General features: G+C 64.5%; 29 protein-coding genes. 13 read left to right on the plus strand and 16 right to left on the minus strand.

Annotated features, from left to right (window positions below; translation table 11 throughout):
* Positions 1–33: 33 nt before the first annotated feature.
* From SJY41_RS14955 to SJY41_RS14990, 8 genes are read right to left on the minus strand one after another with little or no spacing between them, the layout of a single operon-like run.
* Entirely contained in the window at positions 34–1101 is a 1068-nt protein-coding gene (locus tag SJY41_RS14955) for a spore photoproduct lyase family protein (RefSeq protein ID WP_380783013.1), read from the minus strand.
* A 36-nt stretch (positions 1102–1137) separates the two neighbouring features.
* A complete protein-coding gene (locus SJY41_RS14960; RefSeq protein ID WP_380783015.1) occupies positions 1138–1695 on the minus strand; it encodes a response regulator transcription factor in 558 nt (185 codons plus the stop codon).
* Positions 1692–3005: an ATP-binding protein gene (locus SJY41_RS14965; RefSeq protein WP_380783016.1), complete on the minus strand. Its 1314-nt coding sequence runs from the start codon at positions 3003–3005 to the stop codon at positions 1692–1694. The genes SJY41_RS14960 and SJY41_RS14965 overlap by 4 nt, the downstream gene beginning before the upstream one ends.
* A complete protein-coding gene (locus SJY41_RS14970) occupies positions 3002–3718 on the minus strand; it encodes an SURF1 family protein (RefSeq protein WP_380783017.1) in 717 nt (238 codons plus the stop codon). Before SJY41_RS14970 ends, SJY41_RS14965 begins: the two co-directional genes overlap by 4 nt.
* A complete protein-coding gene (gene cyoD / locus SJY41_RS14975; protein WP_380783018.1) occupies positions 3718–4101 on the minus strand; it encodes a cytochrome o ubiquinol oxidase subunit IV in 384 nt (127 codons plus the stop codon). Before cyoD ends, SJY41_RS14970 begins: the two co-directional genes overlap by 1 nt.
* Positions 4098–4727 carry a cytochrome o ubiquinol oxidase subunit III gene (cyoC, locus tag SJY41_RS14980; protein WP_380783019.1) on the minus strand — a complete coding sequence of 210 codons (630 nt, stop codon included), beginning with the start codon at positions 4725–4727 and terminating at the stop codon, positions 4098–4100. The genes cyoD and cyoC overlap by 4 nt, the downstream gene beginning before the upstream one ends.
* A 4-nt stretch (positions 4728–4731) precedes the next feature.
* Positions 4732–6732 (minus strand): cytochrome o ubiquinol oxidase subunit I, encoded by a 2001-nt coding sequence (gene cyoB / locus SJY41_RS14985; protein ID WP_380783020.1) that lies wholly within the window; start codon positions 6730–6732, stop codon positions 4732–4734.
* A gap of 9 nt (positions 6733–6741) precedes the next feature.
* A complete protein-coding gene (locus SJY41_RS14990) occupies positions 6742–7962 on the minus strand; it encodes a COX aromatic rich motif-containing protein (RefSeq protein WP_380783021.1) in 1221 nt (406 codons plus the stop codon).
* A 186-nt stretch (positions 7963–8148) separates the two neighbouring features.
* On the opposite strand from SJY41_RS14990, the gene SJY41_RS14995 reads away from it, so the two are divergent.
* Positions 8149–9480: an MFS transporter gene (locus SJY41_RS14995; RefSeq protein ID WP_380783022.1), complete on the plus strand. Its 1332-nt coding sequence runs from the start codon at positions 8149–8151 to the stop codon at positions 9478–9480.
* A gap of 300 nt (positions 9481–9780) precedes the next feature.
* Here the strand turns inward: SJY41_RS14995 and SJY41_RS15000 are convergent, their stop codons facing one another.
* Complete coding sequence (locus tag SJY41_RS15000) at positions 9781–10941, minus strand: MFS transporter (RefSeq protein WP_380783023.1); 1161 nt, start codon at positions 10939–10941, stop codon at positions 9781–9783.
* 11 nt (positions 10942–10952) lie between these two features.
* Positions 10953–11570: a flavin reductase family protein gene (locus SJY41_RS15005; RefSeq protein ID WP_380783024.1), complete on the minus strand. Its 618-nt coding sequence runs from the start codon at positions 11568–11570 to the stop codon at positions 10953–10955.
* 51 nt (positions 11571–11621) lie between these two features.
* Between SJY41_RS15005 and SJY41_RS15010 the strand changes: the two genes are divergently transcribed.
* The 3 genes from SJY41_RS15010 to SJY41_RS15020 are packed head-to-tail and all read left to right on the plus strand — an operon-like array spanning position 11622 to position 14415.
* Positions 11622–12380 carry a cytochrome b/b6 domain-containing protein gene (locus SJY41_RS15010; RefSeq protein ID WP_380783025.1) on the plus strand — a complete coding sequence of 253 codons (759 nt, stop codon included), beginning with the start codon at positions 11622–11624 and terminating at the stop codon, positions 12378–12380.
* Positions 12377–13138 carry a molybdopterin-dependent oxidoreductase gene (locus SJY41_RS15015; RefSeq protein ID WP_380783026.1) on the plus strand — a complete coding sequence of 254 codons (762 nt, stop codon included), beginning with the start codon at positions 12377–12379 and terminating at the stop codon, positions 13136–13138. Before SJY41_RS15010 ends, SJY41_RS15015 begins: the two co-directional genes overlap by 4 nt.
* A gap of 50 nt (positions 13139–13188) precedes the next feature.
* On the plus strand, positions 13189–14415 hold the full coding sequence (locus SJY41_RS15020; protein ID WP_380783027.1) for a class I SAM-dependent methyltransferase: 1227 nt from the start codon (positions 13189–13191) through the stop codon (positions 14413–14415).
* A 163-nt stretch (positions 14416–14578) separates the two neighbouring features.
* Here SJY41_RS15020 and SJY41_RS15025 read toward each other — a convergent pair whose 3' ends face one another.
* The gene (locus SJY41_RS15025; RefSeq protein ID WP_133020312.1) at positions 14579–14968 is read right to left on the minus strand and encodes an EF-hand domain-containing protein; all 390 of its coding nucleotides are present in this window, start codon (positions 14966–14968) and stop codon (positions 14579–14581) included.
* A gap of 146 nt (positions 14969–15114) precedes the next feature.
* Between SJY41_RS15025 and SJY41_RS15030 the strand changes: the two genes are divergently transcribed.
* Both SJY41_RS15030 and SJY41_RS15035 read left to right on the plus strand, forming a co-directional pair.
* Entirely contained in the window at positions 15115–16332 is a 1218-nt protein-coding gene (locus SJY41_RS15030; RefSeq protein WP_380783028.1) for an argininosuccinate synthase, read from the plus strand.
* A 99-nt stretch (positions 16333–16431) separates the two neighbouring features.
* Positions 16432–18018, plus strand: a complete 1587-nt coding sequence (locus tag SJY41_RS15035) for a hypothetical protein (RefSeq protein WP_380783029.1) — start codon at positions 16432–16434, stop codon at positions 18016–18018.
* Here the strand turns inward: SJY41_RS15035 and SJY41_RS15040 are convergent.
* The 4 genes from SJY41_RS15040 to SJY41_RS15055 all read right to left on the minus strand — a co-directional run bounded on the left by SJY41_RS15040 (position 17981) and on the right by SJY41_RS15055 (position 20826).
* A complete protein-coding gene (locus SJY41_RS15040; RefSeq protein ID WP_380783030.1) occupies positions 17981–19126 on the minus strand; it encodes a GNAT family N-acetyltransferase in 1146 nt (381 codons plus the stop codon). The genes SJY41_RS15035 and SJY41_RS15040 overlap by 38 nt on opposite strands.
* A gap of 74 nt (positions 19127–19200) precedes the next feature.
* Positions 19201–19665 carry a RidA family protein gene (locus tag SJY41_RS15045; protein ID WP_380783031.1) on the minus strand — a complete coding sequence of 155 codons (465 nt, stop codon included), beginning with the start codon at positions 19663–19665 and terminating at the stop codon, positions 19201–19203.
* Between the two features lie 268 nt (positions 19666–19933).
* Complete coding sequence (locus SJY41_RS15050; RefSeq protein ID WP_380783032.1) at positions 19934–20560, minus strand: HAD family hydrolase; 627 nt, start codon at positions 20558–20560, stop codon at positions 19934–19936.
* Positions 20557–20826, minus strand: coding sequence for a DUF3572 domain-containing protein (locus SJY41_RS15055; RefSeq protein ID WP_380783033.1), 270 nt, complete (start codon positions 20824–20826; stop codon positions 20557–20559). Before SJY41_RS15055 ends, SJY41_RS15050 begins: the two co-directional genes overlap by 4 nt.
* A 37-nt stretch (positions 20827–20863) precedes the next feature.
* Between SJY41_RS15055 and SJY41_RS15060 the strand changes: the two genes are divergently transcribed.
* Positions 20864–21226 carry a response regulator gene (locus SJY41_RS15060; RefSeq protein WP_380783034.1) on the plus strand — a complete coding sequence of 121 codons (363 nt, stop codon included), beginning with the start codon at positions 20864–20866 and terminating at the stop codon, positions 21224–21226.
* Between the two features lie 565 nt (positions 21227–21791).
* On the opposite strand, the gene rpmG is transcribed toward SJY41_RS15060, so the two are convergent.
* On the minus strand, positions 21792–21959 hold the full coding sequence (gene rpmG / locus SJY41_RS15065; protein ID WP_055881863.1) for a 50S ribosomal protein L33: 168 nt from the start codon (positions 21957–21959) through the stop codon (positions 21792–21794).
* 236 nt (positions 21960–22195) lie between these two features.
* On the opposite strand from rpmG, the gene SJY41_RS15070 reads away from it, so the two are divergent.
* The 6 genes from SJY41_RS15070 (at position 22196) to SJY41_RS15095 (ending at position 26427) form a co-directional block, all read left to right on the plus strand.
* A complete protein-coding gene (locus SJY41_RS15070; protein ID WP_380783035.1) occupies positions 22196–22498 on the plus strand; it encodes a hypothetical protein in 303 nt (100 codons plus the stop codon).
* Positions 22499–22501: 3 nt separating this feature from the next.
* Complete coding sequence (locus SJY41_RS15075) at positions 22502–23068, plus strand: TMEM165/GDT1 family protein (RefSeq protein ID WP_380783036.1); 567 nt, start codon at positions 22502–22504, stop codon at positions 23066–23068.
* A 69-nt stretch (positions 23069–23137) separates the two neighbouring features.
* The gene (locus SJY41_RS15080; RefSeq protein ID WP_380783037.1) at positions 23138–23635 is read left to right on the plus strand and encodes a Dps family protein; all 498 of its coding nucleotides are present in this window, start codon (positions 23138–23140) and stop codon (positions 23633–23635) included.
* A 68-nt stretch (positions 23636–23703) separates the two neighbouring features.
* Entirely contained in the window at positions 23704–23889 is a 186-nt protein-coding gene (locus tag SJY41_RS15085) for a DUF1328 family protein (RefSeq protein WP_380783038.1), read from the plus strand.
* A 100-nt stretch (positions 23890–23989) separates the two neighbouring features.
* Positions 23990–25582, plus strand: a complete 1593-nt coding sequence (locus SJY41_RS15090; RefSeq protein WP_380783039.1) for a cisplatin damage response ATP-dependent DNA ligase — start codon at positions 23990–23992, stop codon at positions 25580–25582.
* A gap of 71 nt (positions 25583–25653) precedes the next feature.
* Positions 25654–26427, plus strand: coding sequence for an AcvB/VirJ family lysyl-phosphatidylglycerol hydrolase (locus SJY41_RS15095; protein WP_380783040.1), 774 nt, complete (start codon positions 25654–25656; stop codon positions 26425–26427).
* Positions 26428–26668 lie beyond the last annotated feature (241 nt).

Genomic DNA, 26668 nt, shown 5'->3' on the forward strand with positions numbered 1-26668 from the left:
ATGGCAACGCTGCGTTGCCGGTTGGCGCAGCGGTCAGGTCCAGTAGAGGATACGGGCCTGCGGAAGCTTGGCGGCGATCTCGTCCTGGAAGAAGGTGCGGAGCGCGCGCATCGTGTCGGCGTCGTAGACATATTTGACCGAGCCGAACTTGGTCCGCTTTTTGGTGCGGTTGGCCATGCTTAGGTCTAGCGACGAGCCAGGGTACCAGGTTTCGAGCACCGCTTTCGACCCTGGCGTGTAGCGGTGGGTTATAAGCTCGATCGTCACGTCGGGAATGTCGGCGAGCACGCTGCCCGCCTCCGCCAGCAATTCGCCATACGCCTCGCGCCAGCCTTCGGCGGCGATGATCGGGGCGACGGTCAGGCCGATCCTGTAGCCTGCGTCCGCCATCCTTCGCAGCGCGACCAGCCGCGCGGCGACGGGGCTCGTGCCGCCTTCGAAGCGTGCATAGGCGGCGGGGTTGATCGAGGCGCGCATGCGGGTGCGGCCGCGGTGGTCGAGCGTGAGTAGTGGGTCGACCGCGTCGAACTTGGTGGTGAACCGTAACTGCACGTCCGCCTCCCATGCGCCGAAATGCGAAATCAGCGCGGAGAGCGATCCGGTGACGTGCTCGATGCCGAGCGGGTCGGTGTAGCAGGAGGCCTCAAACGTGGTGCCTTCATGCGCGCGGGCGGCCGAGCGCGAGGTGACGGTGCCCTGGCCGAGATGCGCGGGAAGTTCGGCGAGGATCTCGGGCAGGTTCGCGTAGACGCGGGTGATAGGCGGGCCTTTCAGCGAGCCCGCCAGGTAGCAATAGCCGCAATGCGCGAGGCAGCCCTCGGCGAGGTCGATCCGCCAGTCCGCGCTGGGGGCGATCGGCTGGAGCTTGCGCTTCGAGGGCGGCGCGACGACGAGCGCGAGTGTCGCCTTGGCCTCGGCATAAGCGCGGCGGGAGTCTTCGGGGAGATCGAGCTTTAGGCGGTCGCTTGGCAGCGTCGTGACGGGTACGCCGAGTGCGGTTGCGCGTGCGACAATCTCCGCACCATGCTCCCAAATCAGCGCAGAGGGGGTCGCTAGCAGTCGCTTTGGCTGCCAAAGTCGTGAGGGTTTCGGCACCAGCATCGAACGACAACGCGCGCCTTCGGCGAAGCGTTGCGGTTATTTTACCGGGCGTTTCTCGAGCTTTCGCGCGAGCGTGCGGCGGTGCATGCCGAGGCGGCGTGCAGTCTCGGAGATATTGAAGTCGGTTTCGGCGAGCGTGGTGTGGATCCGCTCCCATTCGAGCGTCTTGATCGACGTCGGACGTTCGGAGAGTTCGGTGTCCACGCTGCCCTCGGTGCGATCGAACGCGGCTTCGATGTCGTCGGTGTTCGAGGGTTTGACGAGATAGTGCGAGGCGCCGAGCTTGATCGCCTCGACCGCGGTGGCGATGCTGGCGAAACCGGTGAGGACGACGACGAGGATCTCGGGGTCGTGCGCGTGGAGCGTCTGCACGCAGACCAGGCCCGATGCGCCGCCTAGCTTCAGGTCGACGACTGCGTAACGGGGCGTGCGCTCCGCCAGTTGCTCGACGAGCTCCTCGTGGCTGGCGGCCTGCATCACCTCATAGCCGCGGCGTTCGAACGAGCGACGGAGCGTGCGGGCGAAGGTCTCGTCGTCCTCGACGATCGCGAGCAGCTTTGGTTGGGTCGTGATGTCCGTAACGGTGCTTGTCATGACAAGGCGATCGCGGAGAGAGGCATGGTGATCGTGACTTCCGCGCCACCACCCTCGCAGTTCATGACCGACACGCCGCCGCCGAGCTTGCGCATGACGTTGACGGCGAGGAAAAGGCCGAGGCCGTGGCCGGGTTCGCGCTTGCTCGACTGATAGGGTTTGCCGAAGCTTGCCAGCCTTTCGTCACTGAAACCGGGGCCGCGATCGCGGACGATCAGGGCGAGGTCGCCGTCGCTGCGTTCGCCGCGAAACGCGACCCAGTGCGGCGAGGCTTCGGCGGCATTGTCGAGCACGTTGGCGATCACCTGTTTCAATGCGGGGTCGGACACGACCTGCGGATCGTCGCCGACTCGCGTGGTATAGTCGAACTCGACGCCGACGTGCACGGCGCGCCATTCATCGACGATTCCGTCGAGAAGCTGGTGGAGTGGCATGATCTCGGGTGCTTCGCCGCGCGCTTCGCCGGCGGACAGGAGAATCCCGGTGACGATCGCCTTGCAGCGCTGAACCTCGGACTGCATCTCGACGATCTCGGACTGAAGGTCGGCGTCCTGGGCCAGCGTCGGCATGCGACGCCAGTCGGCGAGGATCACGGCGATCGATGCGAGCGGCGTGCCGAGCTCGTGCGCGGCGCCCGATGCGAGCAGACCCATGCGGACGATGTGATCCTCTTCCGCGGCCTGCTGGCGCAAATCCGCAAGGCGGGTGTCGCGGGCGCGAAGGTTGCCAGTGATGCGGGTCATGAAGAGCATCAACAGCGTCGCGATCAGCATGAAGCAGAGCAGCGAGCCGATCGTGTACAGAACGAAATACTCGCCGCTGTAGTTGGGCGGCAGGATCAGCGGGTGGTAATAGAGCGTGAGCAGCCCGAAACAGGCCGCGGTGACGGCAACGATCGCCCAGCTCGACCAGCGATCGAGCAGCACGGCCCCAAGCACGACATGGAGCAGATACAGGGAGATGAACGGGTTGGTCGCCCCCCCCGCGAGATAGAGTTGGGTGGTAAGCAGGCCGACGTCGAACAGGAGCGCGAGCAGGAGCTGGACGTTCGCCCCCTTGCGCCAGCCGTAGAGCGGCATGCTGGCAAGATTTAGCCCTACTCCTGCCGCCAGTGCCGCCATCATCGGCACCAGCGGAAGATCGAAGCCGAGCACGAACCGCGCCACCAGGATCGTCACGAACTGGCCGGCAACCGCGATCCAGCGTAACGTGACGAGCTGACGCATATTGGCGTTGCCGGTCGCGTCGGTGCGCGCGGTGGCCAGGGCAAGCCAGCGTTGCCAGCTTAGACGTGCCGATTCCGAACTCATGCCCCACCTCGCCGCTTGCGCGCATCCTGGCGCACGAAGACAACGAACGCCCCAACCGTCATCGCGGCGAGTGTGAACCAGGTCAGCATGTAGACGAGGTGGTTGTTCGGGAAGGCGATGATCGTCAGTCCGCCGACCGGCGCCCCGGTGCCGGACCGGTCCGCATCGACGAAATAGGGCGCGACGTTCGAGAGACCGCGGGCCTTGGCGATCGCGGCGATGTCGCGTGAATACCATTTACCGGTGGCGGGATCGTTGCTGCGGAGAAAGCCGCCGCTCGGTTCGGTTATGCGCAGATAGCCGGTGATGGTGACCGGGCCAGCCGGCTTGCCATGCGCAACGCGTTGCTCGGGCGAGACGTAGCCGCGGTTGACGAGGACGGTGAAGCCTCGGGCGGTCCGCAAGGGGGTCATGACCCAATAGCCGCTGCCGAGCGCGGTAGCCGCGCGCACCAGTGTTTCGCGATTGTTATCGAACGTGCCGTAAAGACGGATGCGGCGATAGGCGTCGGTGGCGGCAGTGACCGCGCCCCAGGACGAGGGTCCGGGTGGTGCGACCGGCGCGGCGTGTGCGCGGGCTGCGACCTGATCGATCAGATTAAGCTTCCAGGTGCGGCGCTCGACCTGCCAGATGCCGAGCGCCATGAACCCGGCAAAGAGCAGCAGTGCGACCAGGCCTGCGACATAGACTGCAGGACCCGGTCGCGTCTGCATCACATGTCCGCCGCGGCCTGCATCGGCATCATGTTGCTGTTCATGTGGTACATCACCCAGATCGATCCGCTGAGCGTGATGAACACCAGGATGATCGTGAAGATCAGCGCCATCATCGTCCAGCCACCCTCCGACTTGCCGCTCATGTGCAGGAAGTAGATCATGTGGACGACGATCTGCGCGACGGCGAAGACCATCACCACGAGCGCGGCGGTCGACGGATCCTTGAAGGCGCCGGTCATGACGGCCCAGAACGGGATCGCCGTCAAAATGACCGAGAGGAAGAACCCCTTGAGATAGCTGCCACGGGTGCCGTGCGCGGCGCCGTTGTCATGATCGTGATCCGCGTGCGGATTGTTCGCCGGTGCGTGGGGGTCGCTCATCGTAGGGTGCCCATCAGATAGACGAAGGTGAAGACGCCGATCCAGATGACGTCGAGGAAATGCCAGAACATGCTGAGGCACATCAGGCGGCGCTTGTTGGCGGCGATCAGGCCGTGCTTCTGGACCTGCACCATCAGCGTTACGAGCCAGATCAGGCCCATCGTGACGTGAAGGCCGTGGGTGCCGACGAGCGTGAAGAACGACGACAAGAACGCGCTGCGGGTCGGGCCCGCGCCCTCATGGATGAGGGTGGCGAACTCGTACATTTCGATCGACAGGAAGCAGAGCCCGAACAGGCCGGTGAACACCAGCCACATCTGCATGATGCGCTGGCGCCCTTCCTCCATCGACAGCATCGCGAAGCCGTAGGTGATCGACGAGAACAGCAGCATCGCGGTGTTCACCGCCACCAGCGGCAGCTCGAAGATCTCCTTCGGGCTGGGCCCGCCGGCGTAGCTGTTGCCGAGCACGGCATAGGCCGCGAACAGCACCGCGAAGATGAGGCAATCGCTCATCAGGTACATCCAGAAACCCAGCATCGTGCTGCCGCCCTCGGGATGCTCGTGCTCGTCGATGTCGTAGAACGAGACCGGCTCGCCGTCCTTGGTTATCGGTGTAGCGGACATCGCGTCAGGCTCCCTGGGTCGCGAGCTGGCGGGTGCGCGCGTCCTCGCTGGCGATCACGTCCTCGACCGGGATGTAGAAGTCGCGCTTGTAGTTGAAGGTGTGGAAGATCGTCGTCGCGAAGATGCCGACCAGTGCGATGACGGCAAGCCACCACATGTACCAGATCATCGCAAAGCCGAGTGCCACGCTGAGGCCGGCAAGCACGACGCCCGTGCCAGTGCCGCTCGGCATATGGATCGCCTTGAAACCGGAGACCGGGCGCGTGTGCTTGCGGTCCTTCATGTCGTACCAGGCATCCAGATCGTGGATGATCGGCGTGAACGCGAAATTATATTCCGGCGGCGGCGATGAGGTCGACCATTCGAGCGTACGGCCACCCCAGGGATCGCCGCTGTGATCGGCCAGCGCCTCGCGGTTACGGATGCTGACGAAGATCTGCATCAGAAACGCACCGATACCGGCTGCGATCATCGCTGCACCGAAGGCGGCGATGACGAACCAGATCTGCAGGTTCGGATCGTCGAAATAGCGCATCCGGCGAGTCACGCCCATCAGGCCGAGCACGTAGAGCGGCATGAACGCGAAGTAGAAGCCGACGACCCAGCACCAGAACGAGATCGTGCCCCATTTCTTGTCCAGCTTGAAGCCGAACGCCTTGGGGAACCAGTAGTTGATCCCCGCGAACATGCCGAACAGCGTGCCGCCGATGATCACGTTATGGAAATGCGCGACGAGGAACAGCGAGTTATGCAGCACGAAATCGGCTGGTGGCACCGCGAGCAGGACGCCGGTCATGCCGCCGATCGTGAAGGTCACCATGAAGGCGATCGTCCACATCATCGGCAGTTCGAACCGGATCCGGCCCTTGTACATCGTAAACAGCCAATTGAAGATCTTGGCCCCGGTCGGGATCGAGATGATCATCGTGGTGATGCCGAAGAACGAGTTTACGCTAGCGCCCGAGCCCATTGTGAAGAAGTGGTGCAGCCAGACGAGGTAGGCGAGGATCGTGATGACGAGCGTCGCATAGACCATCGAGCTGTAGCCGAAGAGCCGCTTGCCCGAGAAGGTCGAGGTGACCTCCGAGAAGATGCCGAACGCCGGCAGGACCAGGATGTAGACTTCGGGGTGACCCCAGATCCAGATCAGGTTGACGTACATCATCGGGTTGCCGCCGGCGTCGTTCGTGAAGAACGCGGTACCGATGTAGCGATCGAGCGACAGCATCGCGAGCACCGCGGTCAGCACCGGGAAAGCGGCGACGATCAGGATGTTGGTGCAGAGCGACGTCCAGGTGAAGATCGGCATCTTCATCATGGTCATGCCGGGCGCGCGCATCTTGACGATGGTCGCGACCAGATTGACGCCGGACAACAGTGTCCCGATGCCCGCGATCTGCAACGCCCAGATATAGTAATCGACACCGACATCAGGCGAATACGCCAGTCCCGAAAGCGGTGGCATCGCGAGCCAGCCGGTCCGCGCGAACTCGCCGATGAACAGCGACATCATGACGATCACGGCACCGGCCGTGGTCATCCAGAAGCTGAAATTGTTGAGGAACGGGAACGACACGTCGCGCGCACCGATCTGGAGCGGGACGACGTAGTTCATCAGGCCCGTGACCATCGGCATCGCCACAAAGAAGATCATGATCACGCCGTGCGCGGTGAAGACCTGGTCATAGTGATGCGCGGTCAGATATCCTTCGGAACCGTTGAACGCCATCGCCTGCTGCGCACGCATCATGATCGCGTCGGAGAACCCGCGCAGCAGCATGACGATCGCGAGGATCATGTACATGATCCCGATCTTCTTGTGATCGACGCTGGTGAACCACTGGTTCCACAGATAGCCCCAGACCTTGAAATAGGTCAGCGCCGCGACGAGACCGAGGCCGCCGATCGCGACCATCGCGAAGGTGGCGACGACGATCGGTTCGTGCAGCGGCAGCGACTCCAGGGTCAAGCGACCGAAGATAGTCTTCAACAGAGTGTCGTTCATGATGGTTCTCTAGCCGTTCGCGACGGGGCGCGTGCCCGGCATGGTGGAGGGGGTCAGCATCGTGTGGTTGCGGTTCTGCTGCGAGCCGGGAGCGCTGTTGGCACCGTCCTGCTTGATGTCGGCGGGCGCGGTCCAATGGTTGCCGCTACCCTTCTCGCCGGGATCCTTCATCAGCGCGCCTTCGGGGCGTTCCTTTACGTCCTGCGGGCCCTTGCCGCCGTTGACGCCGGGCATCGCCATGTTGCTGTGCGAGTCGCCGCCGTTCTTCCCGCCGTGCATCATCTGCGACATGCAGACCTTGCCGGGCTGGACGCACTGTTCGACGACCAGCTTGAACATGTTCGCCTCGACCGCATTGTAATAGCGGACCGGGACCTTCTCGCTCGGCTTCTCCAACTGGAGATAGCTCGCCCGGTTCAGGCCCCCACCGCGCTGCTTGACCTGGTTGACCCAGGCCTGGAAGCCCGCATCGTCGACGCCGTGGAAGCGGAAGCGCATGCCCGAGAAGCCTGCGCCGCTATAGTTGGACGAAAAGCCCTCATAGTTGCCGGGCTTGTTGATGACCGCGTTCAACGTCGTCTGCATGCCTGGCATCGTGTAGATCATGCCGGCGAGCGCGGGGATGTAGAACGCGTTCATCACCGAAGACGAGGTCAGCTGGAAGCGGATCGGCCGATCGACCGGCGCGGCCAGCTCGTTGACCGTGGCGATGCCGTATTCCGGATAGATGAACAGCCACTTCCAATCGAGCGCCACGACCTGCACCTCGAGCGGCTTGCCCGCGCCATTGGCCTGCTGCTGGTTGTCGACCAGATTGCCGACCGGCACGTTATTGGCGAGCGTCGGCGTATCAGGCTTGATCCGGCCAAGCGGACGGTACGGATCGAGCAGATGCGTGCTGGTCCAGGTCAGCGCGCCCAGCGCGATGATAATCAGCAGCGGCGCGCCCCAGATCATCAGCTCGAGCCCGACCGAGTGATCCCATTTCGGCTCGTAGCGCGCGGCCTTGTTCGACTGGCGATAGTGATAGGCGAAGAACAACGTCGCGCAGATCACCGGCACGATGATCAGCAGCATCAGCCCCGTGGCGATGAGAACGAGATCGCGTTGCTGCACCGCGATATCACCCGAGGGGGACATCACGACCCAGTTGCAGCCGCTGGTAAGCAGCGCCAACGGCATGGCAGCAAGCCACAATTTCAAGCGGGAAAGCGATTTCACGACGGTCATTGTGCCCCCCTACGCCTCGGTTGCGCTGCACTACAGTGGACAATTTGTCCAATGGGCGCTGCACTGCAACATCGGCATGGCTTTATCATTACGCGGGGTAGCATAGATTGCCCCTGCCCGCATCCGTCGGAACAGCGTATCGTCGGGGTATCGTCGGGCTCGGGCCCTGCAAGAGCGAGTTGAAGAATGACTGCAAACACGGTTCCCGAAACGAGCTTCGAGAGCGACGCTCGCGAAATCCACAGCGATGGCGAGCATGTCTCGCCGGGTGTGATCGCGATCGGCGTCGTGATCGGCCGGACGTCGGAATTCTTCGACTTCTTCGTGTACGCGATCGCCTCCGTGCTCGTGTTCCCGACGCTGGTCTTCCCGTATGTCGACCGGTTGCAAGGCACGCTGTACTCGTTCGCGGTGTTCGCACTGGCGTTCATCGCCCGCCCGATCGGCTCGATCATCTTCATCGCGGTCGATCGCGCGTACGGGCGCAGCGTCAAGCTGACGATGTCGTTGTTCCTGCTCGGCACCTCGACCGTCGCGATGGGGTTCATCCCCGGCTATGCCGAAGTCGGCAACTGGTCGGTGGTGATCCTCGCGCTCCTGCGAATCGGCCAAGGCGTTGCGCTTGGTGGCGCATGGGATGGCCTCGCCTCGCTGCTGTCGCTGAACGCACCTGAAAAGCATCGCGGGTGGTACGCGATGCTGCCGCAGCTCGGCGCGCCGTTCGGCTTGCTGGTGGCGAGTGGCCTGTTCGCGTTCTTCGTCGCCGCTCTGCCGACCGAGGATTTCTTCGCCTGGGGCTGGCGCTATCCGTTCTTCGTCGCGTTCGCGATCAACGTCGTCGCGCTGTTCGCCCGTCTCCGCCTCGTCGTCACTCCCGAGTTCGAGGACATGTACGAAAAGCGCGAGCTTCAGCCGGCGCCGGTCGTGGATACGATCCAGTCGGAGTGGAAGGCAATCTGGCTTGGCTCGTTCGTGCCGCTCGCCAGCTTCGCGCTGTTCCACATGGTGACCGTGTTCCCGCTGTCGTGGATCGTGCTGTTCACGCGCGAGGCACCGGGTGAGTTTCTGGTCGTCGAGATGATCGGCGCCGTGATCGGTCTGGGCGCTACGCTGGTGTCCGGACTGCTGGCCGATCGCTTCGGTCGGCGGACGATGCTGGGCACGATCGCCGTCCTGATCGCGTTGTTCGCCATCGCCGCACCCTCGCTCCTCAACGGCGGCGACGTCGGCGAGCGCCTGTTCATGGGCATCGGCTTCCTGTTGTTCGGCCTTTCATTCGGCCAGTCGTCGGGCGCCGTGGCGTCGAGCCTCAGCCCGCAGCATCGTTACACCGGCTCTGCGCTGACGACCGATCTCGCCTGGTTGTTCGGGGCGGGCTTTGCCCCGCTGGCGGCATTGCTGCTGTCGAGCAAGCTGGGTCTGGCCGCGAGCGGCGCGTACCTGTTCTCCGGCGCGGTGTTCACGCTGATCGCACTGGGCCTGAACAAGCAGCTCGCCAAGCGCGATATCGCGCGCTGAGGGGGGCGAGGCATCCTTCGGATCGAACGGTCGCTGCGATCCTGTCGACAAGACGCCGCCTGATACCCCTCATCCAAGTACCGGTTACGCCAGTACCCGTCATTTCAGTACCCTCATCCCAGCGAAAGCTGGGATCTCCCCATTCGGGTCGCAGCATTCGCCAACAGGCATACCCCAGCTTTCGCTGGGGTGACGTGCGTGTGGGGGGCTAAGGTGACGTGTGTGCGCGCGCTGGGGTTAGGTGACGATGCTGGGGTTAGGTGACGATAGCGTAAGAGCTACTGCGTCACCCTAGCGACCTTAAGCCCGCCGACGGTCCAGCCCCCAGGACAACGCCCAGATCGCGAACCCACCGAGCGCTAGCGCTGTCCCGACCCAACCGGTCGACGGCAGACCATAGCCTCCAGCAATCGCGAGACCTCCGAGCCACGGCCCGATCGCATTGGCGGTATTGAACGCCGAATGGTTGAGCGCCGCTGCCAACGTCTGTGCATCCTCCGCGACATCCATCAGCCGCGTCTGCAGGATCGTCGACAAGCCGCCGCCACAGCCGATCAGCACCACGACGGGCAGGATCGTCCAGAGATGCGGCGTGGCCGGGGCGTAGAGCGCGAGCGCCCCTGCCCCGAACAACAGCGTGATTCCCGCCGCCGGCATCAGCGCGACGTCGGCGGCCTTGGCGCACACCAGGGTACCGATCGTCATCCCCACCCCGAACAGCGAAAAAGCAACCGGCGTGAACGCGGACGACACGCCGGTGACCTCGGTCAAGGTCGACGCGAGATACGTATAAACGCAGAAGATACCGCCGAACCCGACCGCGCCGATCGCCAGCGTCAGCCACACCTGGCCGTTCCGCAACGCTGCGAGCTCCCCGAGCGGGCTAGCATCCCTGGCGGGGCGGAGCACCGGCGCGAACTTCAGTAGCATTGCGACGGTCGCGGCCGCGATGATCGCAACGACGCCAAAGCCCCAGCGCCAGCCGACCCACTGCCCGATGGCATTGGCCAACGGCACGCCAGCAATCGTTGCTACGGTCAGCCCGAGCATCATCCGCGAGACGGCGCGCGACCGCTTCTCGCGCGGCACCATCGAGGCCGCCACCAGCGACCCGACGCCAAAATACGCGCCGTGCGGCAGGCCACTGAGGAACCGGGCGAGCAGCATCAGGTGGTACGTCGGCGCAAGGGCGGACAGGCCGTTGGCGATGCCGAGAAAGGTCATCAGCCCGATCAGCAGCACGCGCCGCTCGATCTTCGCGGCCAGCACGGCGATCGTCGGCGCACCGACCACCACGCCGAGCGCATAGGCGCTGATGACGTGCCCGGCGGTCGGCTCGTCGATGCCGAGCCCGCGCGCAAACTGCGGCAGCAGGCTCATCGCGGCGAACTCGGTGGTGCCGATCGCGAACCCTCCTACCGCCAGCGCCAAGAGCGCCATGCGCGTGGCGAGAGGACTCATGGCGGTCGCCATCAAGTCGGCCGCCGCATCTTGAACAACGAGTCTTCGGTGATCGTGAAATAATCGGCCGGACCGCCGCCGCGCAGGATCGGTTGCGCGCGCGCCGTCTGGTAGACGCCGCCCTCCAGCATCGCCGAGTCGATGTGGATCGCGACCGCCTCGCCGAGTACCAGCCACTGATCCAGTTCGCGACCTTCCTTGGTTTCGAGCCGGATGAGCTGCGTCAGCTTGCATTCGAACTGCGCGCGGCTGGCGGCGACGCGCGCCGGCTTGACCTTGGTCGATGCCGCCATCTCGAGGCCGGCCAATGCAAACTCGTCGACGTTTGCCGGAACGCCGGCAGACGTCGCGTTCATCGCGTCGCCGAGATCGCGCGTGACGAGGTTCCAGACGAACTCCCCGGTCGCCTCGATATTGGCGACGCTGTCCTTCCAACCCATCGACGAGAAGCCGATGAGCGGCGGGTTGTAGTTGAACAGGTTGAAGAAGCTGTACGGTGCAAGGTTCGGCACGCCGTCCGGGGAGACGCTGCTGACCCAGCCGATCGGTCGCGGGGCGACGATCGCGTTGAGGGGATCGTGCGGCAGGCGGTGGCCGTTCGCGGGTTCGTAAGAATGCCATTCGGTCATGCGGATATCCCTGCTAGGTTCAGGTTCGACTGGCTAGAGCGAAGACCAAGCATGAACGATCCCTACCTTCCCCCGACTTCCGTGGTTGTCATCAAGCGCCACCGGCTGGCGACTCGCGTCTGGCACTGGGTGACGGTGGTGACGATGTTCGTCATGATCGGCAGTGGGATCGGCATCTTCAAGGCGCATCCGAGGCTGTACTGGGGGCGGTACGGCGCGAATTTCGATACCGCGTGGACGACACTCGACCAGTGGCCAAGTTGGATCGTGACGCTGCTCAACCTGCTGACGATCCCCACGAGTTATAATCTGGCGATCTCGCGGCGGTGGCATCTGCTGTTCGCACTGGTGCTCGCGTTCGCGTTGCTCGGGTTCATGATCGTGAGCCTGATCAACCGGCATTTCCAGCGCGACCTGCGCGTGCGCGCCGCCGAGCTCGCGCCGCAGGCGGTCGCGCATGACGTCCGCGAGCATATTGCCTTCCGCTTCCATGATCCGAAGCGGCCGGGCGCATACAACATTCTCCAGAAGCTGTCGTACGTGGCGACGATCTTCGTGTTGATCCCGCTGATGATCCTGACCGGGCTGACGATGTCGCCGGGTATGGATGCGGCATGGCCGTGGTTGCTCGAGGTGTTCGGCGGGCGGCAATCGGCACGCTCTATCCACTTCATCGCCGCGACCGGGCTGGTGCTGTTCATCGTCGTCCACATCGCGCTGGTCATTCTGGCGGGCGCCTGGAACGAGGTTCGGTCGATGATCACCGGGCGTTGGGCAGTGCCCGCTCACCCGCCGGAGGACATCGCATGAGTTCGCTGATTACCCGCCGCACGCTGGTTGCCGGTGCGACGATCGGCGCGGGCGCGCTGCTCACGGGCTGCGACAAGGTCATCCAGAACCCGTCGGCGCGGAAGATCCTGTTCATGGGCGAGGACATGAACCGTGGGCTGCAACGCGCGCTCACCAACCGCAATGCGCTCGCGCCCGAGTTCACCCCCGCGCAGATGTCGCCGATCTTTCGGTCGAACGGCACGCGCGATCCGGGCACGGCGGATTATACCGCGATGGTCGCGAACAATTTCGCGGATTACCGGCTGAAGATCGGCGGTCTGGTCGATCGGCCGTTGTCGGTCTCGCTGCCGCAACTCCGCCAAATGCCGTCGCGTGCGCAGATCACGCGGCACGATTGCGTCGAGGGCTGGAGCGCGATTGGCAAATGGCAGGGGCCAAAGCTCGGCGCGCTGCTGACCGCTGCCGGGTTGCAGAGCAGCGCGCGCTACATCGTCTTCACCTGCGCGGACCTGTACCGCGGCACGCCCTATTATGAATCGATCGACCTGATCGATGCCTTCCACCCGCAGACTATCCTCGCCTGGGCACTTAATAACCGCGTGCTCGACGTCGCGCACGGGGCACCGGTGCGGCTCCGGGTCGAGCGCCAACTCGGTTACAAGCACGCGAAGTACGTCATGGCGATCGATGCGGTCGCCAGCCTTACCGGGATCGGCAAGGGCAAGGGCGGCTATTGGGAAGATAACGTCGATTATGACTGGTACGCCGGGATCTGAGCCGTCCCGAGGGGTAGCGCAATTCCATACCAGTCATTAGCTAACGCGGCATGGCACTTTTCGATCGTTTCCTGGCTCGGCAGGTTAAAACCGGCGAGCTCACGCTCATCCACGCAGATGGCACGACCAAGCACTTCGGCAAGCCTGATCCCGCCTATAATCCGGTTACGATCCGCCTGACCGAGCCCGGCGTTGCGGGCGCGATCGTCCGCCATCCGGCGCTTGGCGCCGCGGAGGCGTTCATGGACGGTCGGCTCGCCATCGATCGCGGCGACATCCGTGATCTGGTCAACCTGCTCAAGGGCAACAGCCCTTGGGAGCGTGGCGGCGGGCTCAATCCGTCGCTGCCGATCAAGCTGCTTGGGAAGGTCGTGCACCGCGTCGACCGCGTGAACATGGCGCGCCGGTCGAAGAAGAACGTCGCGCATCATTACGACCTTTCGGACCGGTTGTACGACCTCTTCCTCGACGCGGACCGGCAATATTCCTGCGCGTACTTCACCGACCCCGACAACAGTCTCGAGCAGGCCCAGGACGACAAGAAGGCGCATATCGCCGCCAAGCTTGCGATCGAGCCGGGGATGCGGGTGCTCGACATCGGCTGCGGCTGGGGCGGGATGGCGTTGTACCTGCATGCGAAGACCGGTGCCGAGGTGCTTGGCGTGACGCTTAGCGAGGAGCAGTTGAAGGTCGCGCGGCGGCGGGCCGAAGAGGCCGGCGTCGCCGACAAGGTGAAGTTCGAGCTGATCGATTACCGCGCGTTGACGGGGAGTTTCGACCGGATCGTGTCGGTCGGGATGTTCGAGCATGTCGGCCCGGCGCACTACAAGGCGTTCTTCCGCAAATGCCGCGACCTGTTGACGCAGGACGGCGTGATGCTGCTCCACACGATCGGCCGGATGGGCGGGCCTGGCGTGACCGATACGTTCACGACCAAGTACATCTTTCCGGGCGGCTATAATCCGGCACTGTCGGAAATCGTGCGCGGGTATGAGGGGCTGAAGCTCTTCCCCACCGATATCGAGGTGCTACGCGTCCACTACGCGCTGACGCTCGATCTCTGGTACGATCGGACCGTGGCCGCGAAGGACGCGATCGTCGCGCTGTACGACGAGCGTTTCTATCGGATGTGGACCTTCTACCTGGCGGGGGCCGCGGCAGCGTTCCGCACCGGGGGGATGGTCAATTACCAGATCCAGCTGTCGAAGAGCCGGATGACCCTGCCGTTGACGCGCGACTACATGATCGAGGGTGAGCGGGCGTTGCGGGAGGGCTGACCCGCGCTCGCACCGTCCCCTGTACACGTCGGGCTTGGCGCAGGACGCCGCCCGTCAACCTCCGTGTTCCCCCGCGGAGACGGGGGCCCAAGACCAAGCAGGGATACGGTACTTAGCTGGGCTCCCGCGTCCGCGGGAGAACAACGATGTTAGGCGAATGGAGTTAGCGCGGGCCCTGTACGTCGGCCTTGGCCGCAGCGCGCTCGTCGCCGCCGATCTTGCCGTCGTGGTTGGCGTCGTACTTGGCGAACGTCGCTGCCAGCAGCGCCTGCGCTTCGGCCTGCGTGACCTTGCCGTCCTTGTTCTTGTCTGCGCTGGTGAACCACAGATCCGCGAGACGCTTGGCGTGCACCGGATCCGGACGGCCTGGCCCCACCTTCATGTTGCCGATCCGTGCCTGTACTTCGGCACGCGTCAGCACGCCGTCCTTGTTGGTATCCGATGCCGCGAACTCCGCCTTGAACTTGGCCGAGGCAGACGCGCGGGTTTCCTGCGCGAGCGCCGGAGTCGCGAGGCCGGCAAGGACGAGGAGGGTAAGGCTTTGGCGTAGCACGGTGGGTAAACTCCAGAGGATTTGCGGCGCGAATAGACCGGTTCGGTTGTACGCGCCATTAACGCCGGAGTTGCATGGCGCGGTTGCATGCACGGTCCCCAGCGCATAGGGGCGCGGGCATTGGAAATTCCCAAAGGATTCTGCCCGTGACCGATCAGATCAACCGCGTCGTGCTCGCCTATTCCGGTGGCCTGGACACGAGCGTGATCCTGAAATGGCTCCAGCAGACGTATAACTGCGAAGTCGTGACCTTCACCGCCGATCTCGGCCAGGGCGAAGAGCTCGAGCCGGCGCGTGCCAAGGCCGAGATGATGGGCGTCAAGCCCGAGCATATCTTCGTCGACGACCTGCGCGAGGAGTTCGTCCGCGACTACGTGTTCCCGATGATGCGGTCGAACGCGCTGTACGAGGGGCTGTACCTGCTCGGCACGTCGATCGCGCGGCCGCTGATCGCCAAGCGCCAGATCGAGATCGCCAAGATGGTCGGCGCCGACGCGGTCAGCCACGGCGCGACCGGCAAGGGCAACGACCAGGTGCGGTTCGAACTCGGCTATTACGCGCTGTCGCCCGACATCAAGGTGATCGCGCCGTGGCGCGAATGGGATCTCACCAGCCGCACGCGCCTGATCGAGTTCGCCGAGCAGCACCAGATTCCGGTCAGCAAGGACAAGCGCGGCCAGGCGCCGTTCTCGACCGATGCGAACATGCTGCACACGTCGAGCGAAGGCCTCGTGCTCGAGAACCCGTGGGACGAGGTTCCCGACTATGTCTATTCGCGCACGGTGAACCCCGAGGACGCACCCGACGCGCCGGAATACATCACGATCGATTTCGAGCGCGGCGACGGCGTCGCGATCAACGGCGAGGGGATGAGCCCGGCCACCCTGCTGTCGACGCTCAACGAGTATGGCCGCCGCCACGGCATCGGCCGTCTCGATCTCGTCGAGAACCGCTTCGTGGGTATGAAGAGCCGCGGCATGTACGAGACGCCCGGTGGCACGATCTATCACCTCGCACACCGCGGCATCGAGCAGTTGACGCTCGACCGCGGCGCCGCGCATCTGAAGGACGAGCTGGCGCCACGTTATGCCGAGCTGATCTACAACGGCTTCTGGTTCAGCCCCGAGCGCGAGATGCTGCAGGCGGCGATCGATCACAGCCAGGCGAAGGTATCGGGCACCGTCCGGTTGAAGCTCTACAAGGGCGGTGTGTACGTCGTCGGCCGCAAATCGGCGAACTCGCTATACTCCGAGAAGGTCGTGACCTTCGAGGACGACCAGGGCGCGTATGACCAGCGCGACGCGGCGGGCTTCATCAAGTTGAATGCGCTCCGGCTACGCTTGCTCGGACGGCGGGACCAGTAAGCCCGCTCCTGGAATCATGCGGAAGTTTGCCCAGAAGGTGATCGACTCGTCGCGCGCGCACTTGTCTCGTGCGCCCGTCCGCCCCTAGGGTCGGACGGTATGAATATTCAGGGGGAAAAGCTGCACTGGTGGCAGACGCGCGGCTTCGTCGTCGCAGTCGCGCTCGCGTCGATGATACCGCTGCTGTGGCCGGAGGTGCCGCCGCTCGTCGACCTTCCGGGGCATATGGGGCGGTACCGCGTCCAGCTCGCGATCGCCGACAACCCGTGGCTTTCGAACTGGTACAATTTCCACTGGCAGATGATCGGCAACCTCGGCATCGACCTGCTGATCGTGCCGCTCGCGCCGATTTTCGGGTTGCAGCTCGCGGTGAAGCTGATCGTGATCGCGATCCCCGTGCTCACGGTCACCGGCCTGTTGTGGATCGCGCGCGAGGTGCATGGGCGCATTCCGGCGACCGCATTGTTCGCCCTGCCCCTCGCCTACAGCTACCCGTTCCAGTTCGGGTTCGTGAATTTCGCGCTATCGATGGCGCTGGCACTCAACCTGTTCGCGCTGTGGCTGCGGATGGGCCGACTGAAGCGCGTGCGCCTGCGTGCGGTGATCTTCGTGCCGATCTCATGCCTGTTGTGGCTGTGCCATACGTTCGGCTGGGGCGTGCTGGGCGTGCTCGCCTTCTCGGCCGAGCTCATTCATCAGCATGATATCCGCCGGCAGAGCGATCCCAAAAGCTGGGCACATGGCTGGTTCAACGCGTTCGTCCGCGCCGGGCTGAACTGCCTTCCACTCGCGCTGCCGATGGTGATGATGGTGGTCTGGCGGTCGGGCGATCACGTCGGTGGCAAGACGCAGGACTGGTTCAACTGGCGCTGGAAGATGAACTGGATCACGATGGTCCTGCGCGATCGATGGATGACGTTCGACATCGCCTCGGTCACCGTGCTGTTCGTGATCCTGTTCCGCGGCGTGCGCGACCAGACCATCGAATATTCGCGCAACCTGGGACTATCGGCGCTGTTCCTGCTGGCGGTGTACATATTGTTGCCGCGGATCGTGTTCGGCTCGGCCTATGCCGACATGCGGCTCGCGCCGTTCGTGCTGGCGATCGCGTTGATCGCTCTCCGGCCGCGGCACGGCGTTTCGCTGCGCGGCGCGGCGGTGCTGGCGGTGATCGGCTTCGCGTTCTTCGCGGTGCGGCTCGGCGGGACCACGATCAGTTTCCTGATGTACGACCGCAGCTACGACCAAGCGATCGCGGCGATCGATACCGTGCCCGAGCGTGCTCGCGTCGTATCGTTCGTGGGGCGCCGGTGTCGCGACGACTGGGCGTATACCCGGCTCGAGCATGTGCCCGCGCTACTGCTCGAACGCCGCCTGGCCTTCACCAACGATCAATGGTCGATGGCCGGCGCGCAGCTGCTGACGACGCAATATCCCGCGGCGAAGGGCTTTGCGCACGATCCCTCGGAGATCGTCAGCGACATCAAATGCCGTGGCCAGTTCTGGCGGCCGATCTCGATGGCGCTCGAGAAATTCCCGCGCGCGGCGTTCGATTATGTGTGGCTGATCCACCCGCCGAAATTCGATCCGGCGCTGATCCGCGACCTGACCCTGATCCGCCGCGATGGCACCAGTCTGCTTTATCGGGTCAACCGACCTGCTGCTCGCCCCGCCGGAACGGAGTAAGTTCGCCTAGATACTCCTGCTGTTCGGCAACGGCTTCGCGCTCACGGACTAGATAGTCGGCGATCGCGCGTCGGAAGCTTGGATCGGGAATGTAGTGGGCGGAATAGGTCGCTACCGGAGCATAACCACGCGCGAGCTTGTGTTCGCCCTGCGCGCCGGCCTCGACGGTCTGCAAGCCCCGCGCGATGGCCGCATCGATCGCCTGGTAATAACAGAGCTCGAAATGGAGGAACGGCACCTCCTCGGTTGCGCCCCAATAGCGGCCGTAGAGCGTGTCCTCGCCGATCAGGTTGAGCGCGCCGGCGATGGCCACGCCGTCGCGTTCGGCGAGGATCAGCAGGATTTGGTCGCCCATCGTCTCGCCAATCCGGTCGAAGAACGCGCGCGTCAGGTATGGCTGGCCCCATTTGCGGCTGCCGGTGTCCTGGTAGAACACCCAGAACGCGTTCCAGTGCGCAGGCGTGATCTCGGCGCCGGTGAGATGGCGGATCGTCAGGCCTTCGACTGCCGCGGCGCGTTCCTTCCGGATTGCCTTGCGCTTGCGGCTGGCGAGGACGGCGAGGAAATCGTCGAAGCTGGTATAGCCGTCGTTCTTCCAGTGGAACTGCGTGCCTTGGCGGATCAGCCAGCCTGCCGCCTCGAACAGCACCACTTCGTCCGGGTCGATGAAGGTGGCGTGGGCCGAGGACAAGCCGCTCTGGTCGGTCACCGCTTCCAGCGCGGCGATCAGCGCGGGGGCTTGGTCACGGTCACGGAGCAGCAACCGAGGCCCCGGCACCGGGCTGAACGGTGCGGCGATCTGGAGCTTGGGGTAATATTGACCCCCGGCCCGCTCCCAGGCGTCGGCCCAGCCCTGGTCGAAGACGTATTCGCCCTGGCTGTGGCTCTTTGCATAGGCGGGCGCGATTGCGGCCGGCTTGCCGTCGGGGCCGTCAACCACGACCGGCAGCGCCTGCCAGCCGGAGCGGCCGCCGACGCTTTTCGACGTTTCGAGCGCGGAGAGGAAGGCGTGTCCGACGAGCGGGTTGGCGGTGCCGGAGCACGCCTCCCAATCGTCGGCCGCAATCGAGGTGACGCCTTGGGCGATGCGGGCTGTGACGGCGTTCATTGCCGCCTAGGTAGAGACCCGGGGGCGCGCCTCCAAGGGCCAGAGGTGGAGACGCGTGCGCGCCTCCGGTAAGGTCAGGCGGAAACCTGTACGATCGCATCGATCTCGACTGCAGCGCCGAGCGGGAGGATGGGGACGCCAACTGCCGAACGTGCGTGCTTGCCGGCATCGCCGAACAGCGCGACCATCAGGTCCGAGGCGCCGTTGGCGACCTTGGGCTGATCGGTGAAGTCGCCGGCGGAGTTGACGAATACGCCGAGCTTCACGATCCGTTCGACCCGACCGAGCGTGCCAAGTGCCGCCTTCATCTGCGCGACGAGCATGAGCGCGCAGAGCTTGGCGGCTTCCTGCGCGTCTTCGAGCGACACGCCGTCTCCGACCCGGCCGGTGACAAGCTGCCCTTCCTTGAACGGCAACTGGCCGGAGATGTGGAGCATGCCGTTCGCCAGCACGGTCGGAACGTAGGATGCCACGGGTGCGGCAGCCTGCGGGAGGGTGAGGCCCAGCTCTTCGAGCTTGCGGTCGATACGATCTGTCATGCGAGAGCATCACCACAGCGGCGGGGGATGGGTCAAGGGACTCGCCCGCCCGTCCGTCATTCCAACGCAGCCGGGACGCCATATTGGTGGGTGGTCATGATCGAAGCGGTAGCGCGTATGGGTCCCCGCCGCCGCGGGGATGATGGGGAAGCCAGGACGGTTTTACTCACTGCCCTTCCTGTTCTCCCGCGAAGGCGGGAGCCCAGGGTTACGGACGATGTCGCCTTTGGTTCCTGAGCCCCCGCGTTCGCGAGGGAACAAGAACGGCTCAGGCGTCTGCCGGCACCCCAGCCTCGAACCGTGCGGCAATCCAGTCCGCTGCCTCGCGCCAATCGTCGATCCGCGCGTGCGCTTCGGGCGCTTTCGGCACGTTCACCGCCAGCGTCGGCTCGGAGACCATGTGCAGCCGGTGCACCCCCCGTGCGTGCTTGGCGACCGATTCGTGATGCACCGCCAGATCGTCGACGAACACCGTGACCGGGTTCCCGTATTCCTCGACCAGCCGCAACACCGGCGTGCCCTTGCCGCCCTGGTTGCACTCGACCCGGTGGGCGATGCCGAACTTGGCCAGTTGTTCGATCCGCGGCTGGCGGCATTCGTCCTGCAGGTTGGTCAGGATGACGATATCCGCCACCTCGCCAAGCCGCGCGAGCGCCTCGACCGCATGCGGCACGAGCGTCTGGCGGTGCATCTCGGCGGGAAAGAACTCGCCGAGCATCGCCCACATATCCTCGCGTGACGGCGGCGGGCCACCATCGCGCCGCGTCATTGCGGTCGAGAAATCGCCGTGCTGGATCGCAAAGTCGATGTCGTGGCGCTCGTCGAGCCAGACGCCGAAATGCTTGACCATGTGCAGCAGCACCTCGTCGCAATCGCTGATCAGCAGCGGCCTCATGCGTCCAGTTCCATACGGGCGCGGACGAGCGCCTCGGGCTTCACGCCGAGCGATGCGGCGCACGCTATCAGGTCCGGCTCGTGGTTCTCGAGGAAGCCGAGCGCCGCCGACAGCACCGTCGGATCGCTCGCCCGCGCGCGCAGATCGTGCGGCTCGAGGCCGGTGACCGACAACAGCCGCATCGCGCGGTCGGGCTCGACCAGGGTCCATACCAGCGCGCGCAGGGCGAGCGCTTCGGCGTCTTCGTTTGAATCGCGGTCGCGCATTGCCTATCGTGCCCCTCTTTCCGGATAAGGTGCGGCGGTGACAAAGAAGGTGCTCGTTGTCGAGGACAACGAACTGAACCTCAAACTATTCTGCGATCTGCTGCGCGCGCATCAGTTCGCCGTCGAACCCGTACGCGACGGCCGCGAAGCCGTTGCGCGGGCTCGCGATTTCGTGCCCGACCTGATCATCATGGACATCCAGATGCCACACGTCACCGGCTACGAGATCATCCTCGAGCTAAAGGCGGACGAGGAATTGCGTGCGATCCCGGTGATGGCGGTGACGGCGTATGCCGGGCGCGACGACGAGGAGCGGATCCGGGCTGCGGGGGCGGATTCGTACGTGTCCAAGCCGATCAGCCTGGCGCGGTTCATGGATGCGGTTGGGGCGTTGATCTGAAACGGCAGGCGTATGCTTTCCGTCCTAGTATTTCCCCACTCCGTTCGTGCTGAGTAGAGACCGAGTAGCTGCGCCAGCAGCGTATCGAGGGCTCGTATCGAAGCATGGGTTCCGCGCGCCAACCTGTCCTTCGATACGCCGTCTCGATACGCCGCCTGCGGCGACTACTCGACGGCTACTCGGGACGAACGGGAGGGGGAGCGAACATGCGACGGATGGAGCCGAACGGGGAAACGCGAGCGCAAGCATGCGGGAACGGGAAGAACACACCACGCGTCGCGCGCGCCTCACCCCCCTCAATTCGTCACCCCAGCGAAAGCTGGGGTCTCTCCGTTTCGAGCACGCCCTCGCGGCATGAGATCCCAGCTTTCGCTGGAATGACGAGGTTGAAGAAGATCAGCCGGAAATTCCCCGTCTCGAGCGCGCCCCCGCGGCACGAGATCCCAGCTTTCGCTGGGATGACGGGGTTTGGAACGGATGACACAAACGCCAAAAGCCGCCGGTATCGCTACCCGCGGCTTTCCGGATCGTCGCAATCAGACGGCGGCCTTGACCGCCGGCCGGATTACTTGATCTTGGCTTCCTTGAACTCGACATGCTTGCGCACGACGGGATCGTACTTCGAGAAGGAGAGCTTCTCCGTCTTGGTACGGGGGTTCTTCTTTGTGACGTAGAAGAAGCCGGTGTCAGCGGTGCTGAGCAGCTTGATCTTTACGGTGGTCGGCTTGGCCATGAGCCCAATTCCTATGGCTTGAAAATGCGAAAGCGGCGAACTCGCGCCGCCGCTCCATCAGGGGCGGCGCATGGCGGACGCAGCGGGCGAAGTCAAGCTTTACGCCCTCCACGCACAGCAGAACGCACCATTTAACCCGCTATTCACTACCCTAAGCGCATTCTATCCTCAGATAAAATGGAGTGGGGATCATGGGGCAGGCGTTACGAATCGACGACCTAGGACGAATCGATGACATGAGCGCCGTAAAAGCCGACCTCGCCGCGCGAATCGCCGCGATGGACGTCCGCGCGCCCTATTCCCGCCCCTGCGACATCGCGACCGAAATCGATGCGATCCGCGTGATCGCGCACAGCAATGGCCTGAACCCCGCGGTCACCGTCGCGCATTTCGTCGATTCAGCGTTGTCGCGCGGCGAACATGGCGCGCTGGTCCATGGCTGGTTGTCGATTCTGCGCGATGCCGTCGGCAGCGACCGGCAGGATGTCCAGGCGTGCCACGCGTTCGCCGCCGCCTGTTCGGTGCGCCTTGCGGGATAATTCATGGACGCATTGATGGCGGCACTTGTTGCGGCCGCGCTGGCGCAGGTTGGCGATCGCACCGCGTGGCTCGCCGCGATCCTGGCCGACCGCTATGCCAAACCAGGTCTGGTAATCGCGATGGCCACCATTGCGATGCTCGCCGCCAGCGGACTGGCGGCGACGCTTGGCGCGGTCATCGGGCCGAAGCTCGCACCCAATGCGCAGCAACTGATGCTCGCGCTGGCGTTGCTGTTGCAGGGCGGTGGCGCGTTCTTTCCCGCCAAGCCGCCCGAGCGACTGACGGGCTGGAACATCGGCGCGATCGCGACGGCTGCGCTCGGTCTGTTCATCCTGGCATTCGGCGACGGCGTGCAGTTCATCGTCCTGGCGCTAGCGGCGCGCACCCCCGTCCCAGCCCTCGCCGCGATCGGTGCGACGATCGGCTCGCTCGTCGTCATCGTACCCGCCGCGTTGATGGGCGAGGCTGCGTGGCTGAAGCTCCCCCTCAAGACACTGCGGATTGTGGCCGGCGGTCTGTTCGTCGCGTTCGGCCTTATCCTGGCACTCGGTGCACTTCGGCTGGTGTGACCACTTGACGCAAGGGAGCATTTCGGCTTTCGGTTCGTTTACGCAACGACTTTAAAACCGGAGCTTCCCATGGCCGATATCAACCCTGCCCTCGACACGCCGACCGATCTGGCGAGCAACAGCACCAAGTCCGTCGCCGACGCGCTGAACGCCGCGCTCGCGGATTGCTATGCGCTGTATCTCAAGACCAAGAACTTCCACTGGCACATGTCGGGGCCGCATTTCCGCGATTATCACCTGATGCTCGACGACCAGTCCGCGCAGATCCTCGCCATCACCGACGCCATCGCCGAACGCGTGCGCAAGACCGGCAACACCACGCTGCGCTCGATCGGCGACGTCTCGCGCCACCAGACCATCGCGGACAACGACGCGGCGTTCGTCGGCCCGACCGAGATGCTCGCCGAACTGCGCAAGGACAATGTGAAGCTCGTCGAGCAGTTCCGGATCGTCAAGGATGCCGCCGACGCGGCCAAGGACAATGCGACCAGCGGCATCGTCGACGAGTGGACCGACCAGGCCGAAGAGCGCGCCTGGTTCCTGTTCGAGGCGAGCCGCAAGAGCTGATCGTTACGCGCGAGGAACCAACCGGCCCGCCAGCCGGTTGAGCGATCCTTGCCAAATAGGAGGCCGTCATGCTGAAGCTCGCCATCACCTTTCTCGTCGTCGGCCTCGTGCTGGCATTGCTTGGCTTCGGCGGCATCGGCGGCGCGTTCATCGGTATCGCCAAGATCCTGTTCTTCATCGCGATCGCTTTGTTCGTGATCTTCCTCGTGCTCGGCCTGCTCGCGGGCAAGGGCATCAAGAACGCAGTCGACTGACGCAACAGGCCTGACTGTACGGAAACGACCGTCGTCGGAACATCCGACGGCGGTCGTTTCGTATCTGCATCCCTTCGCCTCGCCGGGGCGTTTGAGGGGAATGCATGCTTTTGCCGCCCTGCTCGATTCGCTCACCTACACGCGCTCCCGCAATGCCAAGCTGAAGCTGATCGCGGATTATCTGCGCGCGACGCCTGATCCGGATCGTGGCTGGGCGATGGCCGCGCTGACCGGCGATCTCGATCTGAAAGGTGTGAAGTCGGCGGTGATCCGCGGGCTGATCGAGGAACGCGTCGATCCGGTGCTGTTCCGGATGAGCCGCGATTATGTCGGCGATACCGCGGAGACGGTGGCGCTGCTCTGGCCCGAGCCGGTCGTGCCGGTCGACCCCACGCCCTTGTCGATCACGGACGTCGTCGAGCGACTGGCGGCGTTGTCGCGCGCGGATGCGCCGGGTGCACTGGCCGAGATGCTCGATCGATCGGACGCGGAGGAGCGATTCGCGCTGCTGAAGATGGCAACCGGCGCGTTGCGAATCGGCGTGTCGGCGCGGCTGGCGAAGACCGCGCTCGCCGACGCGTTCGGGCTCGATGTCGATGCCGTCGAGGAGGTGTGGCACGGGCTGGATGCGCCGTATCCGAGCTTGTTCGCCTGGGCGGAGGGCAAGGGCGCGCAACCGACGCCGGCCGACGTGCCGGTGTTCCGGCCGTTCATGCTCGCGCACGGACTGGAAGACCTGCGCGTCGATCTCGCCGACTATGCCGCGGAGTGGAAATGGGACGGCATCCGCGTACAGATCGTCCATGTCGCGGGTGAGACGCGGCTTTACAGCCGCACCGGCGACGACGTGACGGGCAGCTTCCCCGAAGTGGCAGCTGCGTTCCGGACACCCGGGACGGTCGATGGCGAATTGCTGGTAAAGGGCGAGCATCAGGGCGGCACGCTGGAAGACGGCGGCGGCGCGGCGAGCTTCAATGCGCTCCAGCAAAGGCTCGGGCGCAAGACGGTCTCGGCGAAGATGCTGGCCGAATACCCTGCGTTCGTCCGGCTCTACGACCTGTTGCTCGACGGTGAGGAGGATTTGCGCGCGTTGCCGTGGACCGAGCGGCGCAAGCGGCTGGAGGCGTTCGTGCCGCAGCTCGATCCCGAGCGATTCGACCTGAGCCTAGTGATCGAGGCAGACGATTTCACAGCGCTGGAGGCGATCCGCGCCACCGCGCGCGATGCGGCGATCGAGGGCGTGATGCTGAAGCGTCGTGATTCGCCGTACGTCGGCGGGCGCCGCGCCGGGCTCTGGTACAAATGGAAGCGCGATCCGCTGACCGCCGACTGCGTGATGATGTATGCGCAGCGCGGCTCGGGCCGGCGATCGTCATATTATTCGGATTACACGTTCGGGTGCTGGACCGAGGAGGGTGAATTGCTTCCTGTCGGCAAGGCGTATTCCGGGATTACCGACGAAGAGCTCAAGATGCTCGACAGCTTCGTGCGCAACCATACGCAGAACCGCTTCGGCCCGGTGCGCGAGGTGGAGAAGACGCTGGTCCTGGAGATCGCATTCGATTCGCTGCACGAGTCGAAGCGGCACAAATCGGGCGTCGCGATGCGCTTTCCGCGAATCGCGCGGATCAGGACGGACAAGCCGGCGGCGGAGGCGGACCGGATCGAGACGCTAAAGCGGATGATTACGTAATTCGCCTGTCATCGAAGCGGGTGGCTGCGTGAGGTATCGCGCTCGATCTTGGTACACGTAAGGATGGTCCGGTGAAGAGTTCGAGACATCCCCGCACGATAGCGGCACGGCGTTGGCGGCGCGGTGCGTGGGTTACTGGCATCCTGTCCGCGATCGTCGTGCTGTTCGTGTATCTGGCGGGGTATTTCGACCGCGATCCGGTGCATGTGTATCCTGCCGTCGGCGTGCACGCGGCTGCGGCGCCGCCAATTGTAGTCGTCAATTTCTCCGGCGACATGGGGCTGCGCTTCCTTCTCGGTGCGTCGACGTCGCGCGGGCTGACCGAGCACGGGATCCCGGTCGTTGGAATCACGACGCCGGCATTGTTCGCGCATCATCGGACGCGGAGCGAACTGGATTCGATCGTCGCGGACGGGGTGCGGGCTGCGCTCGCGCGGACCGGGGCGAAGCGGGTCGTGGTGATGGGCCAGTCCTATGGCGCGGACATCGTCCAGACCGGGCTGGCGAACCTGTCTCCGTCGTTGCGGACTCGGGTGGCGGCGATCGTGTTGATCCTGCCAGGAGACTCGGTCTTCTATCGCGCCGATCCGTCGGGGCTGCTCTATGATCACGGCACGCTCGACAGCGTGGGCGCTCAGACGGGCAACCAGCTGGGCTGGGCGCCGTTCACGTGCATCTACGGGGTCGAGGAGACGGACAGCCTGTGCCCGTTGCTGACGCTGCCGAACGTGCGAAAGGTCGGGATGCCCGGGGGGCACAACATTCATCACGATGCGGACGGTTTGCTGGCGCATGTGCTGGCAGCGATCCGGGCGGTGGCGCCGGGGGCGGGACGGGGGTTTTAGGATAGGCCACGCGACCGTTGCGTCCTCTCGCCTTGGCTCGCCTTTCCTTTCCTTTCTTTTCCTTTCCATTCCTCTTCACCCCCGCCCCCGCCGTCATCCCAGCGAAAGCTGGGATCTCATCATGTGAGGCACGGCGCCCGCCAACGGGGATACCCCAGCTTTCGCTGGGATGACGGGAATTGGGGGTGACGGAAGCGGGCGTGATGGAAAGTGGGGCATTAGAGGTAAGCCGGAGCTTCGT

Source organism: Sphingomonas sp. R86520 (assembly GCF_042466285.1).
Classification (GTDB): Bacteria; Pseudomonadota; Alphaproteobacteria; order Sphingomonadales; family Sphingomonadaceae; genus Sphingomonas.

Excerpts from the sequence above, each read along its gene's own strand:
- SJY41_RS15035 (WP_380783029.1), top strand. The coding sequence starts at position 16,432 with ATGAATATTCAGGGGGAAAAGCTGCACTGGTGGCAGACGCGCGGCTTC.
- SJY41_RS15010 (WP_380783025.1), top strand. The coding sequence starts at position 11,622 with ATGAACGATCCCTACCTTCCCCCGACTTCCGTGGTTGTCATCAAGCGC.
- SJY41_RS14955 (WP_380783013.1), bottom strand. The coding sequence starts at position 1,101 with ATGCTGGTGCCGAAACCCTCACGACTTTGGCAGCCAAAGCGACTGCTA.
- SJY41_RS14990 (WP_380783021.1), bottom strand. The coding sequence starts at position 7,962 with ATGACCGTCGTGAAATCGCTTTCCCGCTTGAAATTGTGGCTTGCTGCC.
- SJY41_RS15070 (WP_380783035.1), top strand. The coding sequence starts at position 22,196 with ATGAGCGCCGTAAAAGCCGACCTCGCCGCGCGAATCGCCGCGATGGAC.
- SJY41_RS15040 (WP_380783030.1), bottom strand. The coding sequence starts at position 19,126 with ATGAACGCCGTCACAGCCCGCATCGCCCAAGGCGTCACCTCGATTGCG.
- SJY41_RS15080 (WP_380783037.1), top strand. The coding sequence starts at position 23,138 with ATGGCCGATATCAACCCTGCCCTCGACACGCCGACCGATCTGGCGAGC.
- SJY41_RS15005 (WP_380783024.1), bottom strand. The coding sequence starts at position 11,570 with ATGACCGAATGGCATTCTTACGAACCCGCGAACGGCCACCGCCTGCCG.
- SJY41_RS14960 (WP_380783015.1), bottom strand. The coding sequence starts at position 1,695 with ATGACAAGCACCGTTACGGACATCACGACCCAACCAAAGCTGCTCGCG.
- cyoC (WP_380783019.1), bottom strand. The coding sequence starts at position 4,727 with ATGTCCGCTACACCGATAACCAAGGACGGCGAGCCGGTCTCGTTCTAC.
- rpmG (WP_055881863.1), bottom strand. The coding sequence starts at position 21,959 with ATGGCCAAGCCGACCACCGTAAAGATCAAGCTGCTCAGCACCGCTGAC.
- SJY41_RS14965 (WP_380783016.1), bottom strand. The coding sequence starts at position 3,005 with ATGAGTTCGGAATCGGCACGTCTAAGCTGGCAACGCTGGCTTGCCCTG.
- SJY41_RS15045 (WP_380783031.1), bottom strand. The coding sequence starts at position 19,665 with ATGACAGATCGTATCGACCGCAAGCTCGAAGAGCTGGGCCTCACCCTC.
- SJY41_RS15055 (WP_380783033.1), bottom strand. The coding sequence starts at position 20,826 with ATGCGCGACCGCGATTCAAACGAAGACGCCGAAGCGCTCGCCCTGCGC.
- SJY41_RS15075 (WP_380783036.1), top strand. The coding sequence starts at position 22,502 with ATGGACGCATTGATGGCGGCACTTGTTGCGGCCGCGCTGGCGCAGGTT.
- SJY41_RS15015 (WP_380783026.1), top strand. The coding sequence starts at position 12,377 with ATGAGTTCGCTGATTACCCGCCGCACGCTGGTTGCCGGTGCGACGATC.
- SJY41_RS15050 (WP_380783032.1), bottom strand. The coding sequence starts at position 20,560 with ATGAGGCCGCTGCTGATCAGCGATTGCGACGAGGTGCTGCTGCACATG.
- cyoB (WP_380783020.1), bottom strand. The coding sequence starts at position 6,732 with ATGAACGACACTCTGTTGAAGACTATCTTCGGTCGCTTGACCCTGGAG.
- SJY41_RS14995 (WP_380783022.1), top strand. The coding sequence starts at position 8,149 with ATGACTGCAAACACGGTTCCCGAAACGAGCTTCGAGAGCGACGCTCGC.
- cyoD (WP_380783018.1), bottom strand. The coding sequence starts at position 4,101 with ATGAGCGACCCCCACGCACCGGCGAACAATCCGCACGCGGATCACGAT.
- SJY41_RS15000 (WP_380783023.1), bottom strand. The coding sequence starts at position 10,941 with ATGAGTCCTCTCGCCACGCGCATGGCGCTCTTGGCGCTGGCGGTAGGA.
- SJY41_RS15085 (WP_380783038.1), top strand. The coding sequence starts at position 23,704 with ATGCTGAAGCTCGCCATCACCTTTCTCGTCGTCGGCCTCGTGCTGGCA.
- SJY41_RS15090 (WP_380783039.1), top strand. The coding sequence starts at position 23,990 with ATGCATGCTTTTGCCGCCCTGCTCGATTCGCTCACCTACACGCGCTCC.
- SJY41_RS14970 (WP_380783017.1), bottom strand. The coding sequence starts at position 3,718 with ATGCAGACGCGACCGGGTCCTGCAGTCTATGTCGCAGGCCTGGTCGCA.
- SJY41_RS15020 (WP_380783027.1), top strand. The coding sequence starts at position 13,189 with ATGGCACTTTTCGATCGTTTCCTGGCTCGGCAGGTTAAAACCGGCGAG.